Origin of the sequence: Croceibacterium selenioxidans (assembly GCF_018599195.1) — a bacterium.
Lineage (GTDB): Bacteria > Pseudomonadota > Alphaproteobacteria > Sphingomonadales > Sphingomonadaceae > Croceibacterium_A > Croceibacterium_A selenioxidans.
The window spans coordinates 1328976-1349633 of the sequence record NZ_JAHFVK010000002.1; the positions used below are offsets into that span (position 1 = coordinate 1328976).

Below are 20658 nucleotides of genomic sequence, written 5' to 3' on the forward strand. Positions count from 1 at the left end.
TCGCGCGGCAAGGCTGGTGTTGAAGTGGTCCTAAATGTAGGTCTTGGTCGTTGAACCGGGCTGGAGAGAGCATCACCGCCACCATGGCACAACCGCGTATCTTGCTGGTCGTGGGCGGGGGCATTGCCGCCTACAAGTCGTGCGAGCTGGTCCGCCTGATCAAGAAGGGCGGGGGCGACGTAACCTGCGTCCTGACCGAAGGCGGCGCGCAGTTCGTTACGCCGATGAGCCTAGCCGCGCTCAGCGGCAACCAGGTCCACTCGACGCTGTGGGATCTCAAGGACGAAGTCGAGATCGGCCATATCCAGCTCAGTCGGCAGGCGGACCTGGTGGTGGTGTGCCCGGCGACCGCGGACCTGCTGGCCAAGATGGCAGCGGGCATCGCCGACGATCTCGGAACCACGCTGATCCTCGCGACCGATAAGCCGGTCATGGCCGTTCCGGCGATGAACGTGCGCATGTGGGAGCACGAAGCGACGCAGCGCAACGTCACCTGGCTCAAACAGGCCGGGGTGCACGTGATGCAGCCCGACGAGGGCGAGATGGCCTGTGGGGAATACGGCCCCGGTCGCTTGCCCGAGCCGGAAATGATCTGGCTTGAGATTGCTGAGAAGCTCGGCCTCGATCCCGGAGAGGCCGGATCGCGCGAGGTGGCGAGCTATCTCGAAGCGCTCGAGCCCGAGGACGAGCCCGAAAGCGAGCTTGGTGCGCAAGATGGCAAGCCTGGCGGACTGGCAGGCCTCCTCGCCTCGCTTATCCCGCGGAGCACGCCTCGCCGGATCGAGCCGGACGAAGTGAGATACGTGGAAGAGCCGTTCGCCGACGCACCGCTCGACGAACTCATGCCGGAAGGTCCGCCGCTGCCGACGCCCGATCTGACGGCCGGCCCGCTGATCGTGAAGAAGGGACAGGCGAGGTCTGCGCCGCCGACCGACCCCGCGGCACTCAACCATCACGTCAACGACCGGCAGGCTCCGCCCGAACCCCCGGCTTTCGATCCGCTCGACGGGCAGCCCGATTTCGACGTCGATCCCGAACACCGTCCGCTGTTCGGCAAGCACATACTTGTGACGGCTGGTCCGACGCACGAGCCGATCGACCCGGTGCGGTTCATCGCCAACCGGTCCTCGGGCAAGCAGGGCTTCGCGATCGCCGCGGCCGCTGCCGCCGCGGGTGCGCGGGTGACATTGGTCGCGGGACCCGTGGCGCTGGCAACGCCTCCAGGCGTGGACCGCGTCGACGTGGAAAGTGCTCAGGAAATGGCGGCAGCGGTCAAGGCGGCGCTTCCGGCCGATGCCGCGGTCATGGTCGCCGCGGTCGCCGACTGGCGGACCAAGGACTTCGCGCAGGAGAAGATCAAAAAGCGCGGCTCGGCGCCACCGGCGCTGATCCTGGCCGAGAACCCCGATATCCTCGCCTCGGTCGCAGGGAGCCGTCAGCGGCCCAAGCTGTTGGTCGGTTTTGCCGCTGAGACCGAGAACGTGGTCGACAACGCCACTCGCAAGCGCAAGAGCAAGGGCGTGGACTGGATCGTCGCCAACGATGTTGGTCAGGCCGATGGCAAGGGCGGCGTAATGGGCGGCGACGAAAACACCGTCCACCTGATCAGCGAAGGCAAGGTCGAGGATTGGGAACCGATGAGCAAGCAAGCGGTCGCACGGCGGCTGGTGGAGAGAATGACCGAGGTTCTGACTAGTGAGTGACGCGACAGTTGGCGTGCGGATCAAACGCTTGCCCCACGGAGAAGGCCTCGCCCTCCCAGCTTATGCGACCCAGGGTGCCGCCGGAATGGACGTGCTGTCCGCCGAGGACCTGACCCTCCCGCCAGGTGCGCGCCACGCGGTCGCGACGGGCTTCGCCGTAGCCATCCCCGCCGGGTACGAAATCCAGGTCCGCCCGCGCTCCGGCCTCGCGCTCAAGCACGGGATCAGCGTTCCCAATACACCCGGGACGATCGATTCGGATTACCGCGGCGAGGTGAAGGTCATCCTGATCAACCTCGGCAGCGAAAGCTTTGCGATCGCTCGCGGCGACCGCATCGCCCAGCTCGTGCTCGCGCCGGTGACGCTGGCGTCGTGGCAGGAAGCTGATGAACTGGACGACACCGCGCGCGGTGCCGGCGGGTTCGGCTCGACCGGCGGGCATTCCGCCTTGGTCTAGCGCTCCCCGCCGGTCGCTATCAGTCGCGGCTGGCCGTTTTTTCCGGCGCGATCGAGATGCGCACCGTCTCGCCCGAATTGCCCGGGAAGCCCACGAACATAGCGTCGACCAGGTTCGGCACGAGGTACTGGAGCCGGTTCGAAGTCGACAGCGCCTGCGCGTTGCCTTCGAACAGCCGCACGCCGTCAGCCGCGCGGTCGATCTTCAGGTCGATGCCGCTGGTGAAGACGGTGTAGCTGTAGACGTCGTTGAAGAACGCCGAGTTCCAACCCCAGCCCCACGCTCCGTACGGGCGATAGAAGCCGCCGCCGCGCCAGTAGGGCCGGTAACCGTACCATGAGCCCCAGGGGTCGGAAAAACCGGTTGAGCGAATACGCTCGCGCCCGTTGTCGACGCCGTAGTCGAAGCTGACGATGAGGTCGGCCCCATCCCGTGCAGTAGCCGGTCGGTAGCCAAGATTGGTGAGGTGGTTGGACACGAGTTGCGCGTAAGTACGGAACTCGATGCCGCCTTCCAGCGCCGGATCCAGCGCAACGACATAGAACGTCTGCCCGGCGGGCGCCGGCAATTGCGATTCAAAGCGCGATACATCCGCCTTGAAAGGCGTGGCGCAGGCAGCCAGGGCGGCCAGAGCCAACGGCACCAGCACCAGTCTGAGACCTCGTGCCATCTTGGACAGGTTGCTCATCTCGAAAACTCTCTTTCGAAAACCACGTGCAACTCGAACTCGTTCGATCGGGTGCGAGTTCCAGAACGATAGAACGTGTCATATCAAGGGCGGGCTGAATAGCCGTTGAACACAAGCGGCGGAAAAACCGTGGTTTTTCAATTGGGAGACGTGTCGATGTCCCGCCAATCGGGCAAAATCGCCGCCCGGACGGCCTGTTTTATACAGGACCTTCCGGGTCGGACGATAACTTGTTGGATAGTCAGGCGACTCCGGGCCTGGGCCCTCAGCCGCGCAGCAGCCCCAACGCCCGGTAGGCCTGCTCCAGCGTCGGACCGGCGATCTGCCGGGCCTTGGCGGCGCCGCGGGCGAGGATCGCGTCGAGCGATTCCCGGTCTTCAAGCAAACCCGTGAAGCGCGCGGTGATCGGGCTCAGGGTCTCGACCAGCAATTCACCCAACGCGGGCTTGAACGACCCGAATCCTTGCCCGCCGTGTTCGGCCAGGACATCGGCCACCGACTTGTCGGTCAGCGCGGCGTAGATCGAAACCAGATTGAGCGCCTCGGGCCGGCCTACCAGCCCCGCTTCCTCGCTCGGCAACGGTTCCGGATCGGTCTTGGCCTTCTTGACCTTCTTCATCACCTCGTCCGGATCGTCGGCAAGATTGATACGGCTCATGTCCGAAGGGTCGGACTTGCTCATCTTCGCGGTACCGTCACGAAGCGACATGATCCGTGCCGCGCCGGGCGGAATGATCGGGTCGGGCAGGGTGAAGACGGGGGCATCTTCGGGGCAGAAGTCGTTGTTGAACTTCTGCGCGATGTCCCTCGCCAGCTCCAGGTGCTGCTTCTGGTCTTCGCCCACGGGCACGTGGGTTGCCTGGTAAAGCAGCACGTCCGCCGCCTGCAGCACCGGGTAGGTGAACAGCGCAACGCTGGCGCCCTCGCGGTTCTTGCCCGACTTGTCCTTGAACTGAGTCATGCGGGAGAGCCAGCCCATGCGGGCCGTGCCGTTGAGCAACCATTGCAGTTCGGAATGGGCGGGCACCTGGGCCTGGTTGAACAGGATGGAGCGAGCCGGGTCGATGCCGCAGGCGACGAGCGCCGCGGTCATTTCGAGGGTGGCCGCCTTCAGCTCGGCCGGTGAGTGCGGCATAGAGATGGCGTGAAGATCGGCGAGGAAGAACAGGCACTCGCTGCCCGGCTCGAGATCGTCCTGCATGCGGACCCAGTTGCGGATCGCGCCGAGGTAATTGCCGAGGTGAAGGGAGCCGGTGGGCTGGATGCCGGAAACAACGCGCATGATGAGAGTCTCTCAGAACTTGGATTGATAGGGGAGGCCGCCCGAAAAGCGGGGCAGCAGGCGCTCAGATCGAGGCGCGGCTCCGCCATCGCCAGGCCGCCCGGCCGCGCGCCATGAAGCGGCGCGAGCACTTACGTGAAAAGGCGGTGGGATGGTCCATCGTGGGCGCCGATAGCACAATCGGCGGCGAGGGACAGCCCTACTCGGAAAGGTTGACCGATTGGGCCGGGCGCTTGCGGCGGAGTTGGGCGATCAGGTCCTTGTCGATCGCCCCGATGAGCCAGGCGACGGCGAAGAACACCACGCCACCGGCGCCGACCAGGACGGACAGCGACCAGACGCGCTCGACGACACTGCCGCCATAGTGATCGGCGAGGGCCGGCGTCAGCCACCAGAGCAGGGCGCTCATCACTGCCGTAGCGACCAGTTGCCGGGCGATGCGGCCGGCGAGCTTACCGGTGAAGTGGAACCAGCCGCGCAGTTGCAGCAGGGTGTAGAGCGTCAAGACGTTGAGCGTGGCGGTAAAGGCGGTTGCCGCTGCCAGGCCGACGATGCCGAAGCGTGGCACGACCCAGAAGTTGAGCGCGATGTTGATAGTCAGCACGCAGGCTGCGACGTAGACCGGCGTGCGAGTGTCCTCGCGGCTGAAGAACGCCGGCTGGAATACCTTCACCAGCACGTAGGATGGCAGGCCCGCGACAAGCGCGACGACGATATTGGCCATGAGCGCCCCATTGGCCTCGGTCATCTTGCCGCCGACGAAGAACGCGGTCACGAAGGCCGGAGCGCAGATAGCGAGCGCGGCGGCGGCGGGGAGCGTGAGCAGGGTTCCGACCTCCACTGCGTTTGACTGCAGCCGTTGGGCCTCCTTGCTGTCACCGGTCTGGATATGGCGAGCGAGCATCGGCAGGATCGCCGTGCCCAGCGCGATCCCGAAGATCCCGAGCGGCATCTGGTTCAGCCGGTCGGCCATCTTGAGCAGTGTCAGCGAACCCTGCGGCAGGCTGGTGGCGAAGAACGTGTCGACCAGTTGGCTGATCTGGTAGACGCCCGCGCCGAACGTGGCCGGAAGGATCAGCATGCCGAGGCGCTTCACCTCGGGCGTGAATTTCGGGAACGACACCTTGAGGTGCACGCCGGCCTTGTGCGTCGCCCAGGACATGTAGGCGAGCTGAGCCACGCCGGCGAAGGCCAGGGCGACCGACTGGGCATAGGCCACCGTCACATCGTTGCCGGTGAAGTTCTCGCGCAAGTAGTAACCCACGACGATGCCGCCGATCAGCACCACGTTGAGCAGCACCGGAACGAAGGCGCCTGGCGCGAAACGCGAGCGGGCGTTGAGCAGGCCCGAGAGCATCGCCACGAGGCTGACCAGCATCAGGTAGGGGAAGGTGATCCGCGAGAGGCTGACGGCGAGCTCGAACTTGCCGGGGACATCCTGGTACTCTCGCGCGAGCAACCAGACGATGCCGGGCATGGCCAGCATGGCCAGTGCCGAAAAGCCGAGCAGCACCCAGACGAACACCGCCAGCACGTCGTTGGCGAAGCGGTCGGCCGCCTCGTCCCCGCCGTGGCCATGGAGGGCGCGCGAGTACATCGGCACAAAGGCGACCGAGAACGCCCCTTCGGCGAACAGCCGGCGAAAGGTGTTCGGCAGCGTAAAGGCGAGTTGCCACGCGTCGGCCGCCAACCCGGCTCCGAGGACCCGGGCGAGCAACATGTCGCGGATGAAGCCGAACACACGGCTCACGGCGGTCAGCCCGCCGATCGTGCCGACGTTCTTGACGAGGCTCATGTACGGTGGGCCCCTCCCTTTCCGTTCGTCCTGAGCTTGTTGGTGGACCCTCTGGCGCTACCCAGCCGGGTCGCGCCAATGGGGTTCGACAAGCTCACCACGAACGGGGGATCGCCCAAAAAATTCAACTGGCCCTAAGATCAAGCTTCGCCAGGAGCGCCCTGGCCGGCCTGCTGCGCCTGTGCCTGGAGCTGCTGTACGTAGAGGCCGTTGAAATCGACCGGATCGAGCAGCAGCGGAGCAAAGCCCGCGTCGCGCACGGCGTCACCGACAATGCGGCGAGCGAAGGGGAACAGGATGCGCGGAGCTTCGGCGTAAGTGAAGGCGTGCTTCTGTTCGTCGCTCATATTGCGCATTCCGACGAGGCCGCAATAGGACAGCTCGACGATGTAGGCGGTGCCCTGGCTCGACTTGTTGGTGACCGAGATCTTCAGTTCGATCTCGTGAACCTCTTCGTTGATCTTGCGCGCGGCAATGTTGAACTGCACGTCGATCTGCGGCTGGTCGGTCCACTGGAAACTCTCGGGAGCCTTTGGATTCTCTACCGAAAGATCCTTCACGTACTGCGTCAGGAGACCCGCGACAGGCAGGGTATCCGCGCCATTGCCGGCGCCAGCGGGATCGGAATCGAGGTTGGTGAGGACGTCGCCCTGTTCGGCCATGATCGTATTCGACTTTCGAAAAATGGGTTCGGCGCGCGCTAGCACCGCCATTGCGCCGCCGCAACGGCTGCCTAAAAAGCGTAATCTCTCAGGAGCCAGTGGGCCTGACAGGTGTTGTTCATTTGTGTATGGCAACTATCTAATGCACAAATAGGCTTGGGGTGATCCGTGAGCGGACATTGCCGGGCGCAGATCGGACAAGCGTAGTGATCATTGAAATTGTCATTCTGGCCATGATCGCAGCCTTCCTCGGGCTGCGGCTCTATTCGGTGCTCGGCCGCCGCGCCGAGCATGAGGAGGAGCCGGTGCCGACTCGCTTCGAGCGGGGCGAGGCCGGCAACGTGCCGCGCCAGGTGACCACTTCCGCCGCCGAGATCCCGAACAACAGCCGTGAGATCGCCGGTTTCCCGCCCGCCATCGAACAGGGCTTGCGTGAAATCAGCGTGGCCGATCGCCGGTTCGACCTGCTCAGCTTCCTCGAAGGCGCCAAGGCGGCCTACGGCATGGTGCTCGAAGCGTTCTGGCGCGGTGACAAGGACGAACTCCGCCAGCTGTGCGACGATGACGTGTACGAGAGCTTTGCTGCTGCGATCGCCGAGCGCGAGGCTGCGGGCGAGACGCTCGACAACCGGTTGATCCGGATCGAGGACACCGTGGTGCACATGGCCCGCCTCGACGGGCGCATGGCGCGCATCGCCGTGCGCTTCACGGCCGACATCGCCGCGGTCACGCGCGACAAGGACGGCAACATGGTTGCCGGTTCGCTCGACGATGCGATCGAAAGCATCGACGTTTGGACATTCTCCCGCGACGTGCACAGCGCCGATCCCGACTGGCTGCTCGACGAAACCGACGAAGGCTGATCCCGGGTGCCGGGGGGAGGGCGTTACCGTTTCGCCGGGCTGGCAACGCTTGCCCTGCTCGCTGGGTGCGTGGCGCCGCGTATCAAGCCTTCCGAGCCGCGGCCGACACCTTCGCCGCCACCCGTCGCGACCAATGCCTACGCCGCTGGTGTCAGGGCCGGGCCCGCGATTTCCGATCTGCAGCTGAGCGCTTCCGATGCGCGCGGCGCGCTCACATCGTTTCGCGAGAGTTGCCCGAAACTCCTCGCCCGCACTGACGGCAGCGGGCTGACCCGGAAGGAAGACTGGCAGGAGGCCTGCACGGCCGCGAGCGGCTGGTCGGTGAGCGAAGCCCCGCGATTCTTCGAAACCCAGTTCGAGGCCGTCATCGTCGGCGAAGGGGCGAGCCACGTCACCGGTTATTTCGAGCCCGAGATCGCCGGCAGCCGCCAGCGCCGTCCGGGCTTCGAGGTTCCCGTCTACCGCATGCCGCCCGACCTGGTGCGCGATTGGCCCTCAGGCACGCCCGCCGGTGAACGCAACGGACGTCCGCCCCTCGGCCGGCGCGACGAGCGCGGGGTGGTCGGTCCCTATTTCGATCGCGGGCAGATCGAGGACGGCGCGCTGGCGGGCAAGGGACTTGAGATTGCCTGGGCCGCCGATCCGATCGAGTTCTTCTTCCTGCAGATCCAGGGGTCGGGCCGCTTGCGCACGCCGGAAGGGGAGGTGATCCGCATCGGCTACGCCGGGCAGAACGGGCGCGCCTACGTCGCAATCGGTTCGCTGATGCGCCAGCGCGGGCTGATCGGCAGCGGTCCGGGCCAGTACTCGGGCTCGATGCAAGGGATCGTGCAGTACTTGCGCGATCACCCGGCGGAAGGCCGCGCCGTGATGCGCGAGAACCAGAGCTGGGTGTTCTTCCGGGAGCTGACCGGTGACGGTCCGCTCGGCGCGCTCGAGGTGCCGGTGCGGCGCGAGAATTCCGTTGCCGCCGATCCGGCTTTTGTGCCGCTGGGCGCTCCGGTGTTCATCAATGTCGAGCACAGGCAAGCCAACGGATTGTGGATTGCCCAGGACACTGGCGGCGCGATCAAGGGGGCCAACCGCTTCGACACTTTCTGGGGCGCGGGCAACGATGCCCAGACGATTGCCGGCGGCATGAACTCGCGCGGGAAGGCGTTCGTCCTGTTGCCGAAGGGGACGCTGGCGCGCTTGAGGTCGCAATGAAAGCCCCGCGCGGGCTGAGCGCGGATGAAGCGGCGCTCTGGGCACGGGTAGCGAGTACCGTCACGCCGCTGAAGAAGACGGTGGTGAAAAAACCGCCATTACCTGTGCCGGACCTTCCTCCTACGCCTCCGGCTCTGCCCAAGAAGGCGCTGAAGGGACGGATCCCTCCGCCATTGCCCGCGCCTCGCTTGCAGGCTCCACCGCCGTCGCCGGGTCCGGGCCTCGATTCCTCCTGGGAACGCAAGCTGGCGAAAGCGGCGATCGATCCGGATTTCACGCTCGACCTGCACGGCCATAACCTGGAGCAGGCGCACAACCGGCTCGACATGGGCCTTATACAGGCGAAGTCGATGGGCGCGCGGCTGGTGCTGCTGATCACCGGCAAGTCCCGCCCTGTGCACGCGGCCGATCGCGGCGAGAAGCGCGGGGCGATCCGGGCCAAGGTGCTCGACTGGCTGGCAGCGGGGCCGCACGCCGCCGATATCGCCGCGATACGCAAAGCGCACCGACGCCATGGGGGTGAGGGTGCGCTTTATCTGGTGCTGAAACGGAGACGGTGAGGTTCTCCCCTCCCGCCTGCGGGAGGGGCCGGGGGGTGGGTCTGTCCGGATGGGGATGAGCTTTCGCTCACTCGCCCACCCCTAACCCCTCCCGCAAGCGGGAGGGGGGACTGCTTGATCCTCCCCGAGCTTGTTTCGGGGAGGTGGCAGGCGCAGAAGGCGGCTGACGGAAGGGCTAGGCGAGCGCGCTTATCAGGCCGCTTCGGCCACGTCCTCGGCAGGCGCATTCCGGATGATGTAGTCGAACGCGCTTAGCGCGGCCTTCGAGCCTTCGCCCATCGCGATCACGATCTGCTTGTAAGGCACCGTGGTCACGTCACCCGCGGCGAACACGCCGGGAAGATTGGTCGCCGCCTTGTGGTCGATCACGATCTCGCCGTAGCTCGACAGTTCGAGCCCGGAGTCCTTGAGCCATTCGGTGTTCGGCACCAGCCCAATCTGAACGAACACGCCTTCCAGCTCGATCTTCTGCTCCTGGCCCGAGACGCGGTTCTTGTAGAGCAGGCCGCTGACGCGCTCGCCATTGCCGGTGATCTCGGTCGTCTGGGCCGACATGCGGATGTCGACGTTGGGCAGGCTGCGCAGCTTGTCCTGCAGTACCTGGTCGGCGCGCAACTGGCTGTCGAACTCGATCAGGGTGACGTGGCCGACGATGTTGGCGAGGTCGATCGCCGCTTCGACGCCGGAGTTGCCGCCGCCGATCACCGCCACGCGCTTGCCTTTGAACAGCGGGCCATCGCAGTGCGGGCAATAGGCCACGCCGCGGTTGCGGTATTCGAACTCGCCAGGCACCCCGAGATTGCGCCAGCGCGCCCCGGTCGCGAGCACGACCGCGCGGGCAGAGAGCGTCGCGCCGTTCTTGAGAACGACCTCGTGCCAGCCGCCCGGCTTCTTCGCCGGGATGAGGCGCTCGGCCTCGGCCAGATTCATCACGTCGATGCCGTTCTCGGCCACATGCGCTTCGAGCGCGCGCGCGAGCTTCGGCCCCTCGGTGTAAGGAACCGAGATGAAGTTCTCGATGCCCATGGTGTCGAGCACCTGACCGCCGAAGCGTTCCGCCGCGATACCGGTGCGGAAGCCCTTGCGCGCGGTGTAGATGCCGGCCGCGGCGCCCGCAGGACCACCGCCGACGATCAGCACGTCGAACGGTTCCTTCTCGCCCATACGGGCAGCGGCACGCGCGACGGCGTTGGTGTCGAGCTTGGCCAACACTTCCTCGACGCTCATCTTGCCGCTGGCGAACATCTCCCCGTTGAGGAAAGTCGCGGGCACGGCCATGACGTTGCGGGCGTCGACTTCCTCCTGGAAGGTGCCGCCTTCAATCAGCGTCGCGGTGATGCGCGGGTTGTAGAGCGCGAGCAGGGTCAGCGCCTGCACCACGTCGGGGCAGTTGTGGCACGACAGCGAGAAGTACATCTCGAACGCATAGTCGCCCTCGAGGTGGCGGATATGTTCGAGCACCTCGTCGGAGACCTTCGGGGGATGACCGCCGGTCCACAGCAGGGCGAGCACCAGGCTCGTGAATTCGTGGCCCATCGGCAGGCCGGCGAAGCGCACCCAAACTTCCGCGTCTGACGCGCGACGGATGATGAAGCTGGGCTTGCGTTCGTGGTCGCCGTCGAAGCGGGCTGAAACTTTGTCCGACAGCTCCGCGATCTCGCTCAAGAGCTCCCGCGTCTGGTCGGACTTCGTGCCCTCACCGAGAGAAGCGACAAGCTCGATCGGCTCCCGAAGATTGCCGAGATACTGCTTGAGCTGTTCCTTCATCGTGGCGTCCAGCATCGAAAACTCCCTGTGATTGAAAGGTAAAGACGGCCCGGGGCGAGGGGGGGGAGGAGCCCCGGGCCGCCTTGCAGCCCGCTTGCGCGGGTTGCGAACTCTTAGATCTTGCCGACCAGGTCGAGCGAAGGGGCAAGCGTCTCGGCGCCTTCTTCCCACGCGGCCGGGCAAACCTGACCCGGGTGAGCGCGGACGTACTGGGCCGCCTTGATCTTGCGGACCAGCTCGTTGGCGTTGCGGCCGACACCCTCGCAGGTGATTTCCATGATCTGGATCACGCCGTCCGGATCGACCACGAAAGTCGCACGGTCAGCCAGGCCAGCCTCTTCGCGCAGCACGCCGAAGTTCTTCGACAGCGTGTGCAGCTGATCGCCCAGGAAAGCGTACTTCAGCTTGCCGATCTTCTCCGAAGTATCGTGCCAGGCCTTGTGGCTGAAGTGGGTGTCGGTCGACACGGCATAGACGTCGACGTCCAGCTTCTGGAGCGTGTTGTAGTGTTCGCCGAGGTCTTCGAGCTCGGTCGGGCAGACGAAGGTGAAGTCCGCCGGATAGAAGAAGAACACCGCCCACTTTCCGGCCAGGTCCTGCTCCGTCACGTCGAAGAAGTCCTTGCCTGCCTGGAAAGCGGTCGCCTTGAACGGCTTGATGGTGCTGCCGATGATACCCATGATTTCTCCGTTGTTTTGGTGGGTTGAAAACTCTTGTGTCGCCCAGATAGGCGATGTTGCGATGCAAAAAAGCGATTTGTAGCGATTGGTGGGATCGACATAATCGATCAACCAAGCGACACTTTCGAAAAGCGCAACAGGTGTTGCGATAATTGCAAGGGTTTGGTCGATCGACCTGCGTTGGACTACGCCGCCATTTTCCTACACGAGCCAAAGCTGCTAGAGCCCCGCACGATGACCGACCTCGCGACCATCATCAATTTCCGCGCGCATGCGTTGCATCGCGCGCAAGTTGACGCTTTTCGCACGCAAGTTGACACTTTCGCCGGCAAGTTGACACTTTTGGGCTGTGAGCTGCCACTTGCGGGGTCCAAGTTGACACTTACCTCAGGAACCGTGTCACCCCGTCACCCCCTGTCACTTTACCCTCCTGCCTGTCAGGGAATGGCTGCCTAAGATGAACGAAATCCGTCCCTGGCGTACGATAGAGCGGCGCGAATGCCGGCAGATCATGGTGGGCAAGGTCCCGGTTGGCGGCGGCGCGCCGATCTCGGTGCAGACCATGACCAACACGCTCACGTCCGACGCAAAGGCGACGATCGATCAGATTCGCCGTTGCGAGGATGCCGGTGCGGACATCGTCCGCGTGTCGTGTCCGGATGTAGAGAGCACCGCCGCGCTCAAGGAGATCGTCCGCGCTGCCAGTGTGCCGATTGTTGCCGACATCCACTTTCACTACAAGCGCGCGCTCGAAGCGGCCGACGCCGGGGCCGCCTGCCTGCGGATCAATCCGGGCAATATCGGCTCGTCGGAGCGGGTCGCCGAAGTGGTTCGGGCGGCCAAGGCCAATGGCTGCGCGATCCGTATCGGCGTGAATGCGGGAAGCCTGGAAAAGGACCTGCTCGAAAAGTACGCCGAGCCTTGTCCCGAGGCGTTGGTCGAAAGCGCGCTCGACCACATCAAGCTGCTGCAGGACCACGACTTCCACGAATACAAGGTGGCCGTGAAGGCGAGCGACGTCTTCCTCGCCGTCGCCGCCTACATGCAACTGGCGGAAACGGTCGACTGCCCGCTGCACCTCGGCATTACCGAAGCGGGCGGGCTGATCGGCGGCACGGTCAAGAGCGCGATCGGCATGGGCAACCTCCTGTGGGCCGGGATCGGTGATACGATCCGCGTCTCGCTCTCGGCGGAACCCGAGGAAGAGGTCCGCGTCGGTTATGAGCTGTTGAAAAGCCTGGGTCTGCGGACCCGCGGCGTGCGCGTGGTCTCTTGCCCGAGCTGCGCGCGGCAGGGGTTCGATGTGATCCGCACCGTCCAGGCGCTCGAGGATCGGCTGCAGCATATCAAGACACCCATGAGCGTTTCGGTACTCGGATGCGTCGTCAACGGTCCAGGCGAGGCGCGCGAGACCGACATCGGCATTACCGGCGGCGGCGCGGGCAAGCACATGGTGTTCCTATCTGGCGTGACCGATCATCATGTCGAGAGCGAGCGTATGCTCGACCACATCGTCAGCCTGGTCGAAGCCAAGGCGGCCGAGATCGAGGCGGGCACCTCGGTGAGCATGGATACGCTGCACGGGAAGGCGGCATGAAACACAAGGCCCACGTCGCAACTTACACGCCCTCTCTGTCGCGCAAGAGCGTCGGTATCGGGGCCGCTGCCACAGGCGCCACCGCCACGGGGACCGCCGCCTTGGGCAGCGGAGCCATTGGTGCGCTAGCCCTCGGCGCCTTTGCGCTGGGCGCGCTCGCGATCGGGGCACTTGCGATCGGACGCCTCCGCGTCGGAAGGGCCCGCATCAAGAAGCTGCGGATCGACGAGCTGGAAGTCGGTCGCATCACCCTGCTCGATCTGGACAGGGACGAGGGCAAGGAGTGAGCCTTTCGATCCGGTCGGCTACGCCTGCCGACCTGCCGCTCATCGCCGAATTGATCCGCGCGCTGGCCGAGTACGAGAAGCTCGCCCACGAAGTGCGCTTCGAAGAGGCGGTGCTGGGCGAAAAGCTGTTCGGCCCACGGCCCTACGCCGAGGTGTTGATCGGCGAAGTGGACGGCGTGGCGCAGGGCTTCGCACTGTTCTTTCACAATTTCTCGACCTTCGAAGGCAAGCCCGGGATCTATCTCGAAGACCTGTTCGTCCGGCCCGAGGCGCGCGGTGTCGGGCTCGGCAAGGCGCTGCTCGTCGAACTGGCGCGGCTGGCGCGGGAGCGCGATTGTGCCCGGTTAGAATGGTGGGTGCTCGACTGGAACGAGCCGTCGATCGGGTTCTACAAGTCGCTCGGCGCAAGGCCCATGGACGAATGGACGGTCATGCGCGTCGATGGCGAAGCGCTGGGCGAGCTCGCCGCGTCCCGGGGGGCTGACTAGCTTTACGGGCATTTAAGCATGCCCGGGTTATGGCGGACCGATGAAAGTCGAACCGCTCTTCGCCCTGCTCGCCGCAGGCATGGTGATCGCCTGGTTCGCCCCCGACAGGGCGCGCGACGGTCCGCCGCCGCCGGGTGAACACAAGGCTGGCGCAGCGGCAGTCGAAGTGGTGCGGCAAGAGCCCGGTCCCGTCGTCCTGCCGCGAGAGGCAGACGGGCATTTCTACGCCGACGTAATCGTCGACGCGGCGTCGAGCGAGATGCTGGTCGATACCGGCGCCACGGTCATCGCTTTGACCGACGAGGACGCCAACTCGATGGGCATCGCCTGGGACCAGGCACAAGTCCGGCCCGTCGCTCGCGGGGCCAGCGGGGACGTCTATGGAGTGCCGGTGCTGCTCGACACGGTGCGCATCGGCGATCTGGAGGTTCGCGGGGTGGAAGCGATCGTCGTGCCTGACGGCCTCGATATTTCACTGCTCGGCCAATCCTTCCTCTCCCGCATCGGCAAGGTGCAGATCGAGACGGGTCGAATGATTCTGGGGGGTTAGATGCAGTGGAAAAACCCTCCGGTCGCATCGGGCTGGACAGGTCTGGGTCGAAAGGAGCAATATAGGGCTAGTGAATAGGCGGGAATTCATTGCTTCGGCTGGCCTGGCGGCGGGATCGCTGGCCTTGCCTGCACGCGTGGCCGCGCAAGTCGGGCCCGACCTCCGCACGAGCGCAATCCTGGATTCGGCGCGCGCCGAAATGAATCGCTCTGCCGCCCAGCTTTGGCGTCGCGACATAGTCGGTGTCGCCGACTTCGCCGCACACTCGGCCTACCCCCGTTTCCACGTCGCCAACCTCGAGAGTGGCACAGTCCGCTCGTTTCGAGTGGCGCATGGGGCCGGCTCGGATCCCGAGCATGACGGCTGGCTCAAGTGGTTTTCGAACGTGCCGGGCTCAAACGCCACCAGCCGCGGATCGTACATCACTTGGGAGTGGTACGCGGGCAAGTACGGCACCTCGGTGCGGTTGGGTGGCCTCGATCCGGACAATTCGAACGCTTTCGACCGAGCAATCGTGATGCACTCGGCCGAATACGCAACGCAGGCCCACCTCGATCATTGGGGCAAGCTGGGCCGATCCAACGGCTGCTTCGCCTTCTCGCCGGACGACTTCTACGAAATCCTGGCGCAGCTCTCAGGCGGACGGCTGATCTTCGCCGACCGCCTGGGCTTTATCTGACGCTTCAGGAAGTCTGGAGATCGTCGACGATCTCGATGACTTCCTCGTCGGTCACCCGCGAACGATTGCCCACCCGCGGCGCCTTGAAACTGGCAACCACCGGCGCATCGCGGCCGTAGATGTCGTTGAAGGTCCGCAACTGGCCATCGATGTCGCGCGCCATGGTGAAGTAGGTGATGTAAACCGGCATCGACTTTTGCACCGGAACCCGCGTGTATTCTCCCGAGGTGGAAATGGTCACCGCTTCCTCGCGCGTGGCGCCCTGCCCGAGGATCGCTATCGTCATCGCCAGCTCCAGCGCCCGCTCGACACGGACGCAGCCGTGGCTCAAGGCGCGATTGTCCGAAGCGAACAGATTGCGCGACGGGGTATCATGCAGGAAGATCGAATGCGGATTGGGCATGTCGAGCTTCATCTGCCCGAGCGAGTTCCCCGGCCCCGGCTGCTGCACGACCGTGACGAAGCCGTTCTCGGCGCGGCTGCCACGATAGCCGTTGGCGCGCGCCCACCCAGGATTGCCGAGGACCTTGGCACCGAGGCCTTCACCCTTCACGATCGACTGCGGCACGGTCCAGGTCGGGTTGAAGATCACCCCTTCCACGGTTTCCGCCAGCTGCGGAGTAGCCGTGCGACCCGGCTTGCCGACGATGGTGCGATAACTGCGGATGATGTTGTTGTTCACCGTCAGCCGCAGTTGGTACTCGGGGACGTTAGTGAGCAGGTATTGCACGCCGAGATCGCGCTGCAGCCACCGCCAGCGGTCCATGTTGGCTCGGATGAGATCGCGCTTCGTGGTCTGGCTCTGCGGCGTGACGGCCAAAGCTTCCCGAAGGGCAGCATAGTCCGGATGGGTCGGCAGCACGGCCTGGATCGTCTCGGCGACGATACCCGTCTGCGATGCCCTTTGCATGAGCTCCCCGGTCGGCATCAGGTCTGCGTCGGGATCGATCACGAACCACTGCCGGCGCGCATCCATCGGAGTGCGGCCATCGCGAAGGTCTTCCACCAGCCAGGTGAACGTGAGGCTGGCCGCCTCGTCCAACTGAGCGCCTTCGCCGGCCAGAATCGCGGCGCGGAGCTCCTTGATCTTATAGTCCGACGGATCGAGGCCTTCGGTCCCAATACGCTCCGCAAAAGCCAGCAGTTTGCTGGCACTATCGGCGGACCAATGCATTATGGCCGGATAGACCACCGCCGGTGGCAGGGTCAGCGCCGACGACATCGGCGCGGTGACGACCTCGGCGTCCTGATCCAGCACCCGCTGTGTCGGGATCTGCTGGGCCGCAACCGGAGCGCCCAGCGCCACGGTCACACCAGCCAGCAAGATTTTGCGCCACGCCTTCATCGTAAATTCCATGCCCCTATAAGTCATCGGAAGCCCCTGCCATGCGGGGCCCGTGAGGACAACGCGATCGGTATTGTTCCCGTTTCGCGCCCAGCTATCAAGGAGGACGGCTGACTCTACGGTGAATCGTGCGACCATGCGGATTGTCCGCAACGGTTTGCTGGGTAAACCTGGCAGCATGAAGCTAGAGCGACCCTTGCTGCCTTTTGCCATCACTCTGGCGGCCGTTGCACTCTATTCGCTGATGGACGCGCTGATGAAGGGGGCGGCAACCGCGGTCGGTGCCTACAGCGCCCTGCTGCTTCGGTGCGCGCTGGGAACGCTCCTGATCGGTCCCGTCTGGCTGGCGACCCGCGCGGGTTGGCCGAGCAAATCGGTCATGCGGCTCTACCTGTTACGAGCCGTCGTCGGTTCGGGGATGGCATTCACCTTTTTTTGGGGCCTCGAACGAATCCCCCTGGCGGAAGGAATCGCCCTGTCGTTCGTCGCGCCCCTGATTGCGCTTTATCTGGCGGCAATCGTGCTCGGAGAGCGGATCAGCCGGAGCGCAATAGGGGCCTCGCTGCTCGGCCTGGTCGGAGTGACGGTCATCGCCTTCGAACGGGTTGGACCTGGTACCCCGGCGAATGCGGACGCCACCTGGGGCGTTTCCTCGATCTTGCTGTCTTCAGTGCTCTATGCGTGGAACCTGATTCTCCAACGGCAACAGTCCTTGGTGGCAAAGCCGGTCGAGATCGCCACTTTTCAGAACGCTGGAATGGGGCTCGTGTTGCTTCTGTTCGCCCCGTGGATGTTCGAGATGCCGGAGTTGGGTACCTGGCCCGTGATCGGCGTGTCGGCGGTTCTGGCTGTTGTGGCGGTTCTGCTGCTGTCCTGGGCCTATGCCCGGGCCGAAGCGCAGGCGTTGGTCCCGCTCGAATATTCAGGATTCCTGTGGGCCGCGCTATTCGGTTGGCTGCTCTTTGACGAGACCTTGAGAGTGGCAGTCCTTCTCGGCGCGGGATTGATCGTGGCAGCCTGCTGGATTGCCGCGCCGCGCAAGCATCCCGAGCAGGCCGCTGCCTAGGTATCCGTCTTGGGGGTGGCGGTTGCGCTCTCTGCTTTCGCCCCGAAGCCTGCCGCGTGCCAGACCAGGCCGAATGCGGCGCCGAAGATCGCCGCCAGAATCAGCGCCAGAGCCATCGGTATCACGTAAAGCGGCTCCTGCCGTCTGCCCGAAGGTCCTGTTGTCATGACGCGCTCCTGATTACCGCCGTGCCTTGACCTAGCGCGCCTGAACGCGCAAGCGCCAGCGCAAACCGGCCCTTCTTGGGGTCGGAATCAGCATTCTCAGGAGGTCCACTCGCCCATGACCCAGGTCGGCAAGAATTCGCTCGATACCCGCAGCACTTTGGACGTCGCGGGCAAGAACTTCGCCTATTACTCGCTCAGCAAGGCTGCGGAGAAGATCGGCGACGTCAGCCGCCTGCCGTTTTCGATGAAGGTCCTGCTCGAAAACCTCCTGCGGTTCGAGGATGCTGGGTTCACCGTCTCGGTCGGCGATATCCAGGCGATTGCGGACTGGCAGAAGAACCCGGTCACGGGCAAGGAAATCCAGTACCGCCCGGCGCGCGTCTTGATGCAGGATTTCACTGGCGTGCCCTGCGTAGTCGATCTTGCCGCGATGCGTGACGCGATCGCCAAGCTCGGCGGCGACACCTCCAAGATCAACCCGTTGGTGCCGGTCCACCTCGTCATCGATCACTCGGTCATGGTCGACGAGTTCGGCCACCCCAAGGCGTTCGAGAAGAACGTCGAACTTGAGTACGAGCGCAACCTCGAGCGTTACGACTTCCTCAAATGGGGATCGAAGAGCCTCGCCAACTTCAAGGCCGTGCCTCCGGGCACCGGCATCTGCCATCAGGTCAATCTCGAACACATTGCCCAGGGCGTGTGGACCAGCCTCGACCAGGACGGCGCGATGGTCGCTTATCCCGACACTTGCGTCGGCACCGACAGCCACACCACCATGATCAACGGCCTGGGCGTGCTTGGCTGGGGCGTTGGCGGGATCGAGGCCGAGGCGGCCATGCTGGGCCAGCCGGTCTCGATGCTGATTCCGGAGGTCGTCGGTTTCAAGATGACCGGCCAGCTCAAGGAAGGCGTGACCGCGACCGACCTCGTGCTGACTTGCACTCAGATGCTGCGCGCCCGCGGCGTGGTCGGCCGGTTCGTCGAATACTTCGGCCCGGGCCTCGCTTCACTGAGCCTCGCCGACCGCGCGACGCTCGCCAATATGGCTCCCGAGTACGGCGCGACATGCGGCTTCTTCGGCATCGACGGCAAGACGCTCGAATACTTGCGACTGACTGGGCGTGACGAGGATCAGATCGCCCTGGTCGAGGCTTACGCGAAGGAACAGGGCTTCTGGCTCGATCCCAACGCGCCCGATCCGGTCTTCACCGACACGCTCGAACTCGATCTCGGCAGCGTCGTACCCTCGCTCGCGGGGCCGAAGCGTCCGCAAGACAAGGTTGCGCTCCCGGACGTGGATGACTTGTTCAATGGTGAGCTCAAGTCGCTCTATGGCAAAACTTCGCCCAAGCGTACTGCCGTCGAGGGCGCGAGCCATGACATCGGTGACGGAGACGTGGTCATCGCCGCGATCACCAGCTGCACCAACACTTCCAACCCCGACGTACTGATCGCAGCCGGCCTGGTCGCGAAGAAGGCGAACGAGCAGGGCCTCAAGCCCAAGCCGTGGGTCAAGACCAGCCTCGCCCCAGGATCGCAGGTGGTCACCGACTACCTCGAGAAGGCTGGACTGCAACAGCACCTCGACGCGATCGGCTTCGACCTCGTCGGATACGGCTGCACCACCTGCATCGGCAACTCTGGCCCACTGGCCGAACCAATCAGCAAGGCGATCAACGGCAACGACATCGTCGCCGCTTCCGTCCTTTCGGGTAACCGCAACTTCGAAGGCCGCGTCAGCCCCGACGTACGCGCGAACTTCCTCGCCAGCCCGCCGCTGGTGGTTGCCTACGCGCTCAAGGGCACGGTGACAGAGGACATCGTCGCGACTCCGATCGGCACCGGCAAGGACGGTCGGGACGTGTTCCTCAAGGACATCTGGCCAAGCAACCAGGAAGTGGCCGACATCCGCGCGAGCAGCATCGACCGCACCATGTTCGAAGCTCGCTATGCCGACGTCTACAAGGGCGATACGCACTGGCAGGCGATCGACGTGGTCGGTTCCGACACCTACCAGTGGCGCGCGGGCAGCACCTACGTCGCCAACCCGCCCTACTTCGAAGGTATGAGCATGACGCCGGCCGCGGTGACCGACATTGTCGGTGCCCTGCCGCTGGCGATCCTCGGAGATTCGGTCACGACCGATCACATCAGCCCCGCGGGTTCGATCAAGGCGGACAGCCCAGCGGGCCGTTACCTGATCGAGCATCAGGTCGATAAGCGCGACTTCAACTCCTACGGCAGCCGTCGCGGCAACCACGAAGTCATGATGCGCGGCACTTTCGCCAATATCCGCATCAAGAACGAGATGGTGCCCGGCATCGAAGGCGGCATGAGCCGTTACGGTGAAGAGGTCGGAGCGATCTACGACGTCGCGATGAAGCACAAGGCCGACGGCACCCCCCTGGTTGTGATCGCCGGCAAGGAATACGGCACCGGCTCCAGCCGTGACTGGGCGGCGAAGGGCACCAACTTGCTGGGCGTGCGCGCGGTGATCGTTGAGAGCTTCGAGCGTATCCACCGGTCGAACCTCGTCGGAATGGGCGTGCTGCCCTTGCAGTTCAAGGACGGAGAGAGCCGTGCGACCCTTGGTCTCACGGGTGACGACAAGTTCAGCATTCGCGGACTTGCCGGGCTCGAACCGGGCCAGGACGTCGCAGTGGACGTCACTCGCCCGAACGGCGAGAGCTTCACGTTCACCGCCAGCTGCCGCATCGATACCGCGAACGAGATGGAGTACTACCGCAACGGCGGCATCCTCCATTACGTTTTGCGGAAGCTGGCCGCTTAAGTTCGTTCATTCGCGGTTTTAGGAT

Annotated in this window: 20 protein-coding genes; 12 read left to right on the top strand and 8 right to left on the bottom strand. The window is 64.6% G+C overall.

Features of this window, described 5'->3' with window-relative positions; translation table 11 throughout:
- Positions 1-83: 83 nt before the first annotated feature.
- Together KK137_RS15245 and dut are read left to right on the top strand one after the other, a co-directional pair.
- Complete coding sequence (locus tag KK137_RS15245) at positions 84-1703, top strand: phosphopantothenoylcysteine decarboxylase domain-containing protein (RefSeq protein ID WP_214537375.1); 1620 nt, start codon at positions 84-86, stop codon at positions 1701-1703.
- Complete coding sequence (gene dut, locus KK137_RS15250; RefSeq protein ID WP_214537376.1) at positions 1696-2160, top strand: dUTP diphosphatase; 465 nt, start codon at positions 1696-1698, stop codon at positions 2158-2160. The genes KK137_RS15245 and dut overlap by 8 nt, the downstream gene beginning before the upstream one ends.
- 19 nt (positions 2161-2179) lie before the next feature.
- Here the strand turns inward: dut and KK137_RS15255 are convergent, their stop codons facing one another.
- The 4 genes from KK137_RS15255 to secB form a co-directional block, all read right to left on the bottom strand.
- Positions 2180-2848: a DUF4136 domain-containing protein gene (locus tag KK137_RS15255; RefSeq protein ID WP_214537377.1), complete on the bottom strand. Its 669-nt coding sequence runs from the start codon at positions 2846-2848 to the stop codon at positions 2180-2182.
- A gap of 265 nt (positions 2849-3113) precedes the next feature.
- Entirely contained in the window at positions 3114-4130 is a 1017-nt protein-coding gene (trpS, locus tag KK137_RS15260; RefSeq protein ID WP_214537378.1) for a tryptophan--tRNA ligase, read from the bottom strand.
- Between the two features lie 199 nt (positions 4131-4329).
- Positions 4330-5925 carry a murein biosynthesis integral membrane protein MurJ gene (gene murJ, locus KK137_RS15265; protein ID WP_214537379.1) on the bottom strand — a complete coding sequence of 532 codons (1596 nt, stop codon included), beginning with the start codon at positions 5923-5925 and terminating at the stop codon, positions 4330-4332.
- A 140-nt stretch (positions 5926-6065) separates the two neighbouring features.
- Complete coding sequence (gene secB, locus KK137_RS15270; RefSeq protein WP_214537560.1) at positions 6066-6587, bottom strand: protein-export chaperone SecB; 522 nt, start codon at positions 6585-6587, stop codon at positions 6066-6068.
- Between the two features lie 206 nt (positions 6588-6793).
- On the opposite strand from secB, the gene KK137_RS15275 reads away from it, so the two are divergent.
- From KK137_RS15275 to KK137_RS15285, 3 genes are all read left to right on the top strand, one after another.
- The gene (locus tag KK137_RS15275) at positions 6794-7450 is read left to right on the top strand and encodes a Tim44/TimA family putative adaptor protein (protein WP_214537380.1); all 657 of its coding nucleotides are present in this window, start codon (positions 6794-6796) and stop codon (positions 7448-7450) included.
- Between the two features lie 69 nt (positions 7451-7519).
- Positions 7520-8656, top strand: coding sequence for a murein transglycosylase A (gene mltA / locus KK137_RS15280; RefSeq protein ID WP_338028102.1), 1137 nt, complete (start codon positions 7520-7522; stop codon positions 8654-8656).
- Positions 8653-9216: a Smr/MutS family protein gene (locus KK137_RS15285; protein ID WP_214537382.1), complete on the top strand. Its 564-nt coding sequence runs from the start codon at positions 8653-8655 to the stop codon at positions 9214-9216. Before mltA ends, KK137_RS15285 begins: the two co-directional genes overlap by 4 nt.
- 192 nt (positions 9217-9408) lie before the next feature.
- Here the strand turns inward: KK137_RS15285 and ahpF are convergent, their stop codons facing one another.
- Both ahpF and ahpC read right to left on the bottom strand, forming a co-directional pair.
- Positions 9409-10998 carry an alkyl hydroperoxide reductase subunit F gene (ahpF, locus tag KK137_RS15290; RefSeq protein ID WP_214537383.1) on the bottom strand — a complete coding sequence of 530 codons (1590 nt, stop codon included), beginning with the start codon at positions 10996-10998 and terminating at the stop codon, positions 9409-9411.
- 98 nt (positions 10999-11096) lie between these two features.
- Positions 11097-11663 carry an alkyl hydroperoxide reductase subunit C gene (gene ahpC / locus KK137_RS15295; protein ID WP_214537384.1) on the bottom strand — a complete coding sequence of 189 codons (567 nt, stop codon included), beginning with the start codon at positions 11661-11663 and terminating at the stop codon, positions 11097-11099.
- 457 nt (positions 11664-12120) lie between these two features.
- Here ahpC and ispG point away from each other — a divergent pair, with 457 nt between their 5' ends.
- From ispG to KK137_RS15320, 5 genes are all read left to right on the top strand, one after another.
- Positions 12121-13260 carry a flavodoxin-dependent (E)-4-hydroxy-3-methylbut-2-enyl-diphosphate synthase gene (gene ispG / locus KK137_RS15300; RefSeq protein WP_214537385.1) on the top strand — a complete coding sequence of 380 codons (1140 nt, stop codon included), beginning with the start codon at positions 12121-12123 and terminating at the stop codon, positions 13258-13260.
- A complete protein-coding gene (locus tag KK137_RS15305; protein WP_214537386.1) occupies positions 13257-13547 on the top strand; it encodes a hypothetical protein in 291 nt (96 codons plus the stop codon). The genes ispG and KK137_RS15305 overlap by 4 nt, the downstream gene beginning before the upstream one ends.
- Positions 13544-14035, top strand: a complete 492-nt coding sequence (locus KK137_RS15310; RefSeq protein ID WP_214537387.1) for a GNAT family N-acetyltransferase — start codon at positions 13544-13546, stop codon at positions 14033-14035. Before KK137_RS15305 ends, KK137_RS15310 begins: the two co-directional genes overlap by 4 nt.
- Positions 14036-14075: 40 nt before the next feature.
- Positions 14076-14585: a retropepsin-like aspartic protease family protein gene (locus KK137_RS15315; RefSeq protein WP_214537388.1), complete on the top strand. Its 510-nt coding sequence runs from the start codon at positions 14076-14078 to the stop codon at positions 14583-14585.
- 70 nt (positions 14586-14655) lie between these two features.
- The gene (locus KK137_RS15320; protein WP_338028103.1) at positions 14656-15264 is read left to right on the top strand and encodes a murein L,D-transpeptidase catalytic domain-containing protein; all 609 of its coding nucleotides are present in this window, start codon (positions 14656-14658) and stop codon (positions 15262-15264) included.
- 4 nt (positions 15265-15268) lie between these two features.
- Here KK137_RS15320 and KK137_RS15325 read toward each other — a convergent pair whose 3' ends face one another.
- Complete coding sequence (locus KK137_RS15325) at positions 15269-16636, bottom strand: L,D-transpeptidase family protein (protein WP_214537389.1); 1368 nt, start codon at positions 16634-16636, stop codon at positions 15269-15271.
- Positions 16637-16787: 151 nt separating this feature from the next.
- Here KK137_RS15325 and KK137_RS15330 point away from each other — a divergent pair, with 151 nt between their 5' ends.
- Entirely contained in the window at positions 16788-17675 is an 888-nt protein-coding gene (locus KK137_RS15330; protein WP_214537390.1) for a DMT family transporter, read from the top strand.
- Here the strand turns inward: KK137_RS15330 and KK137_RS15335 are convergent.
- On the bottom strand, positions 17672-17842 hold the full coding sequence (locus tag KK137_RS15335; RefSeq protein ID WP_214537391.1) for a hypothetical protein: 171 nt from the start codon (positions 17840-17842) through the stop codon (positions 17672-17674). The genes KK137_RS15330 and KK137_RS15335 overlap by 4 nt on opposite strands.
- Positions 17843-17957: 115 nt before the next feature.
- Between KK137_RS15335 and acnA the strand changes: the two genes are divergently transcribed.
- The gene (gene acnA / locus KK137_RS15340) at positions 17958-20633 is read left to right on the top strand and encodes an aconitate hydratase AcnA (RefSeq protein ID WP_214537392.1); all 2676 of its coding nucleotides are present in this window, start codon (positions 17958-17960) and stop codon (positions 20631-20633) included.
- The last annotated feature ends 25 nt before the right edge of the window (positions 20634-20658 follow it).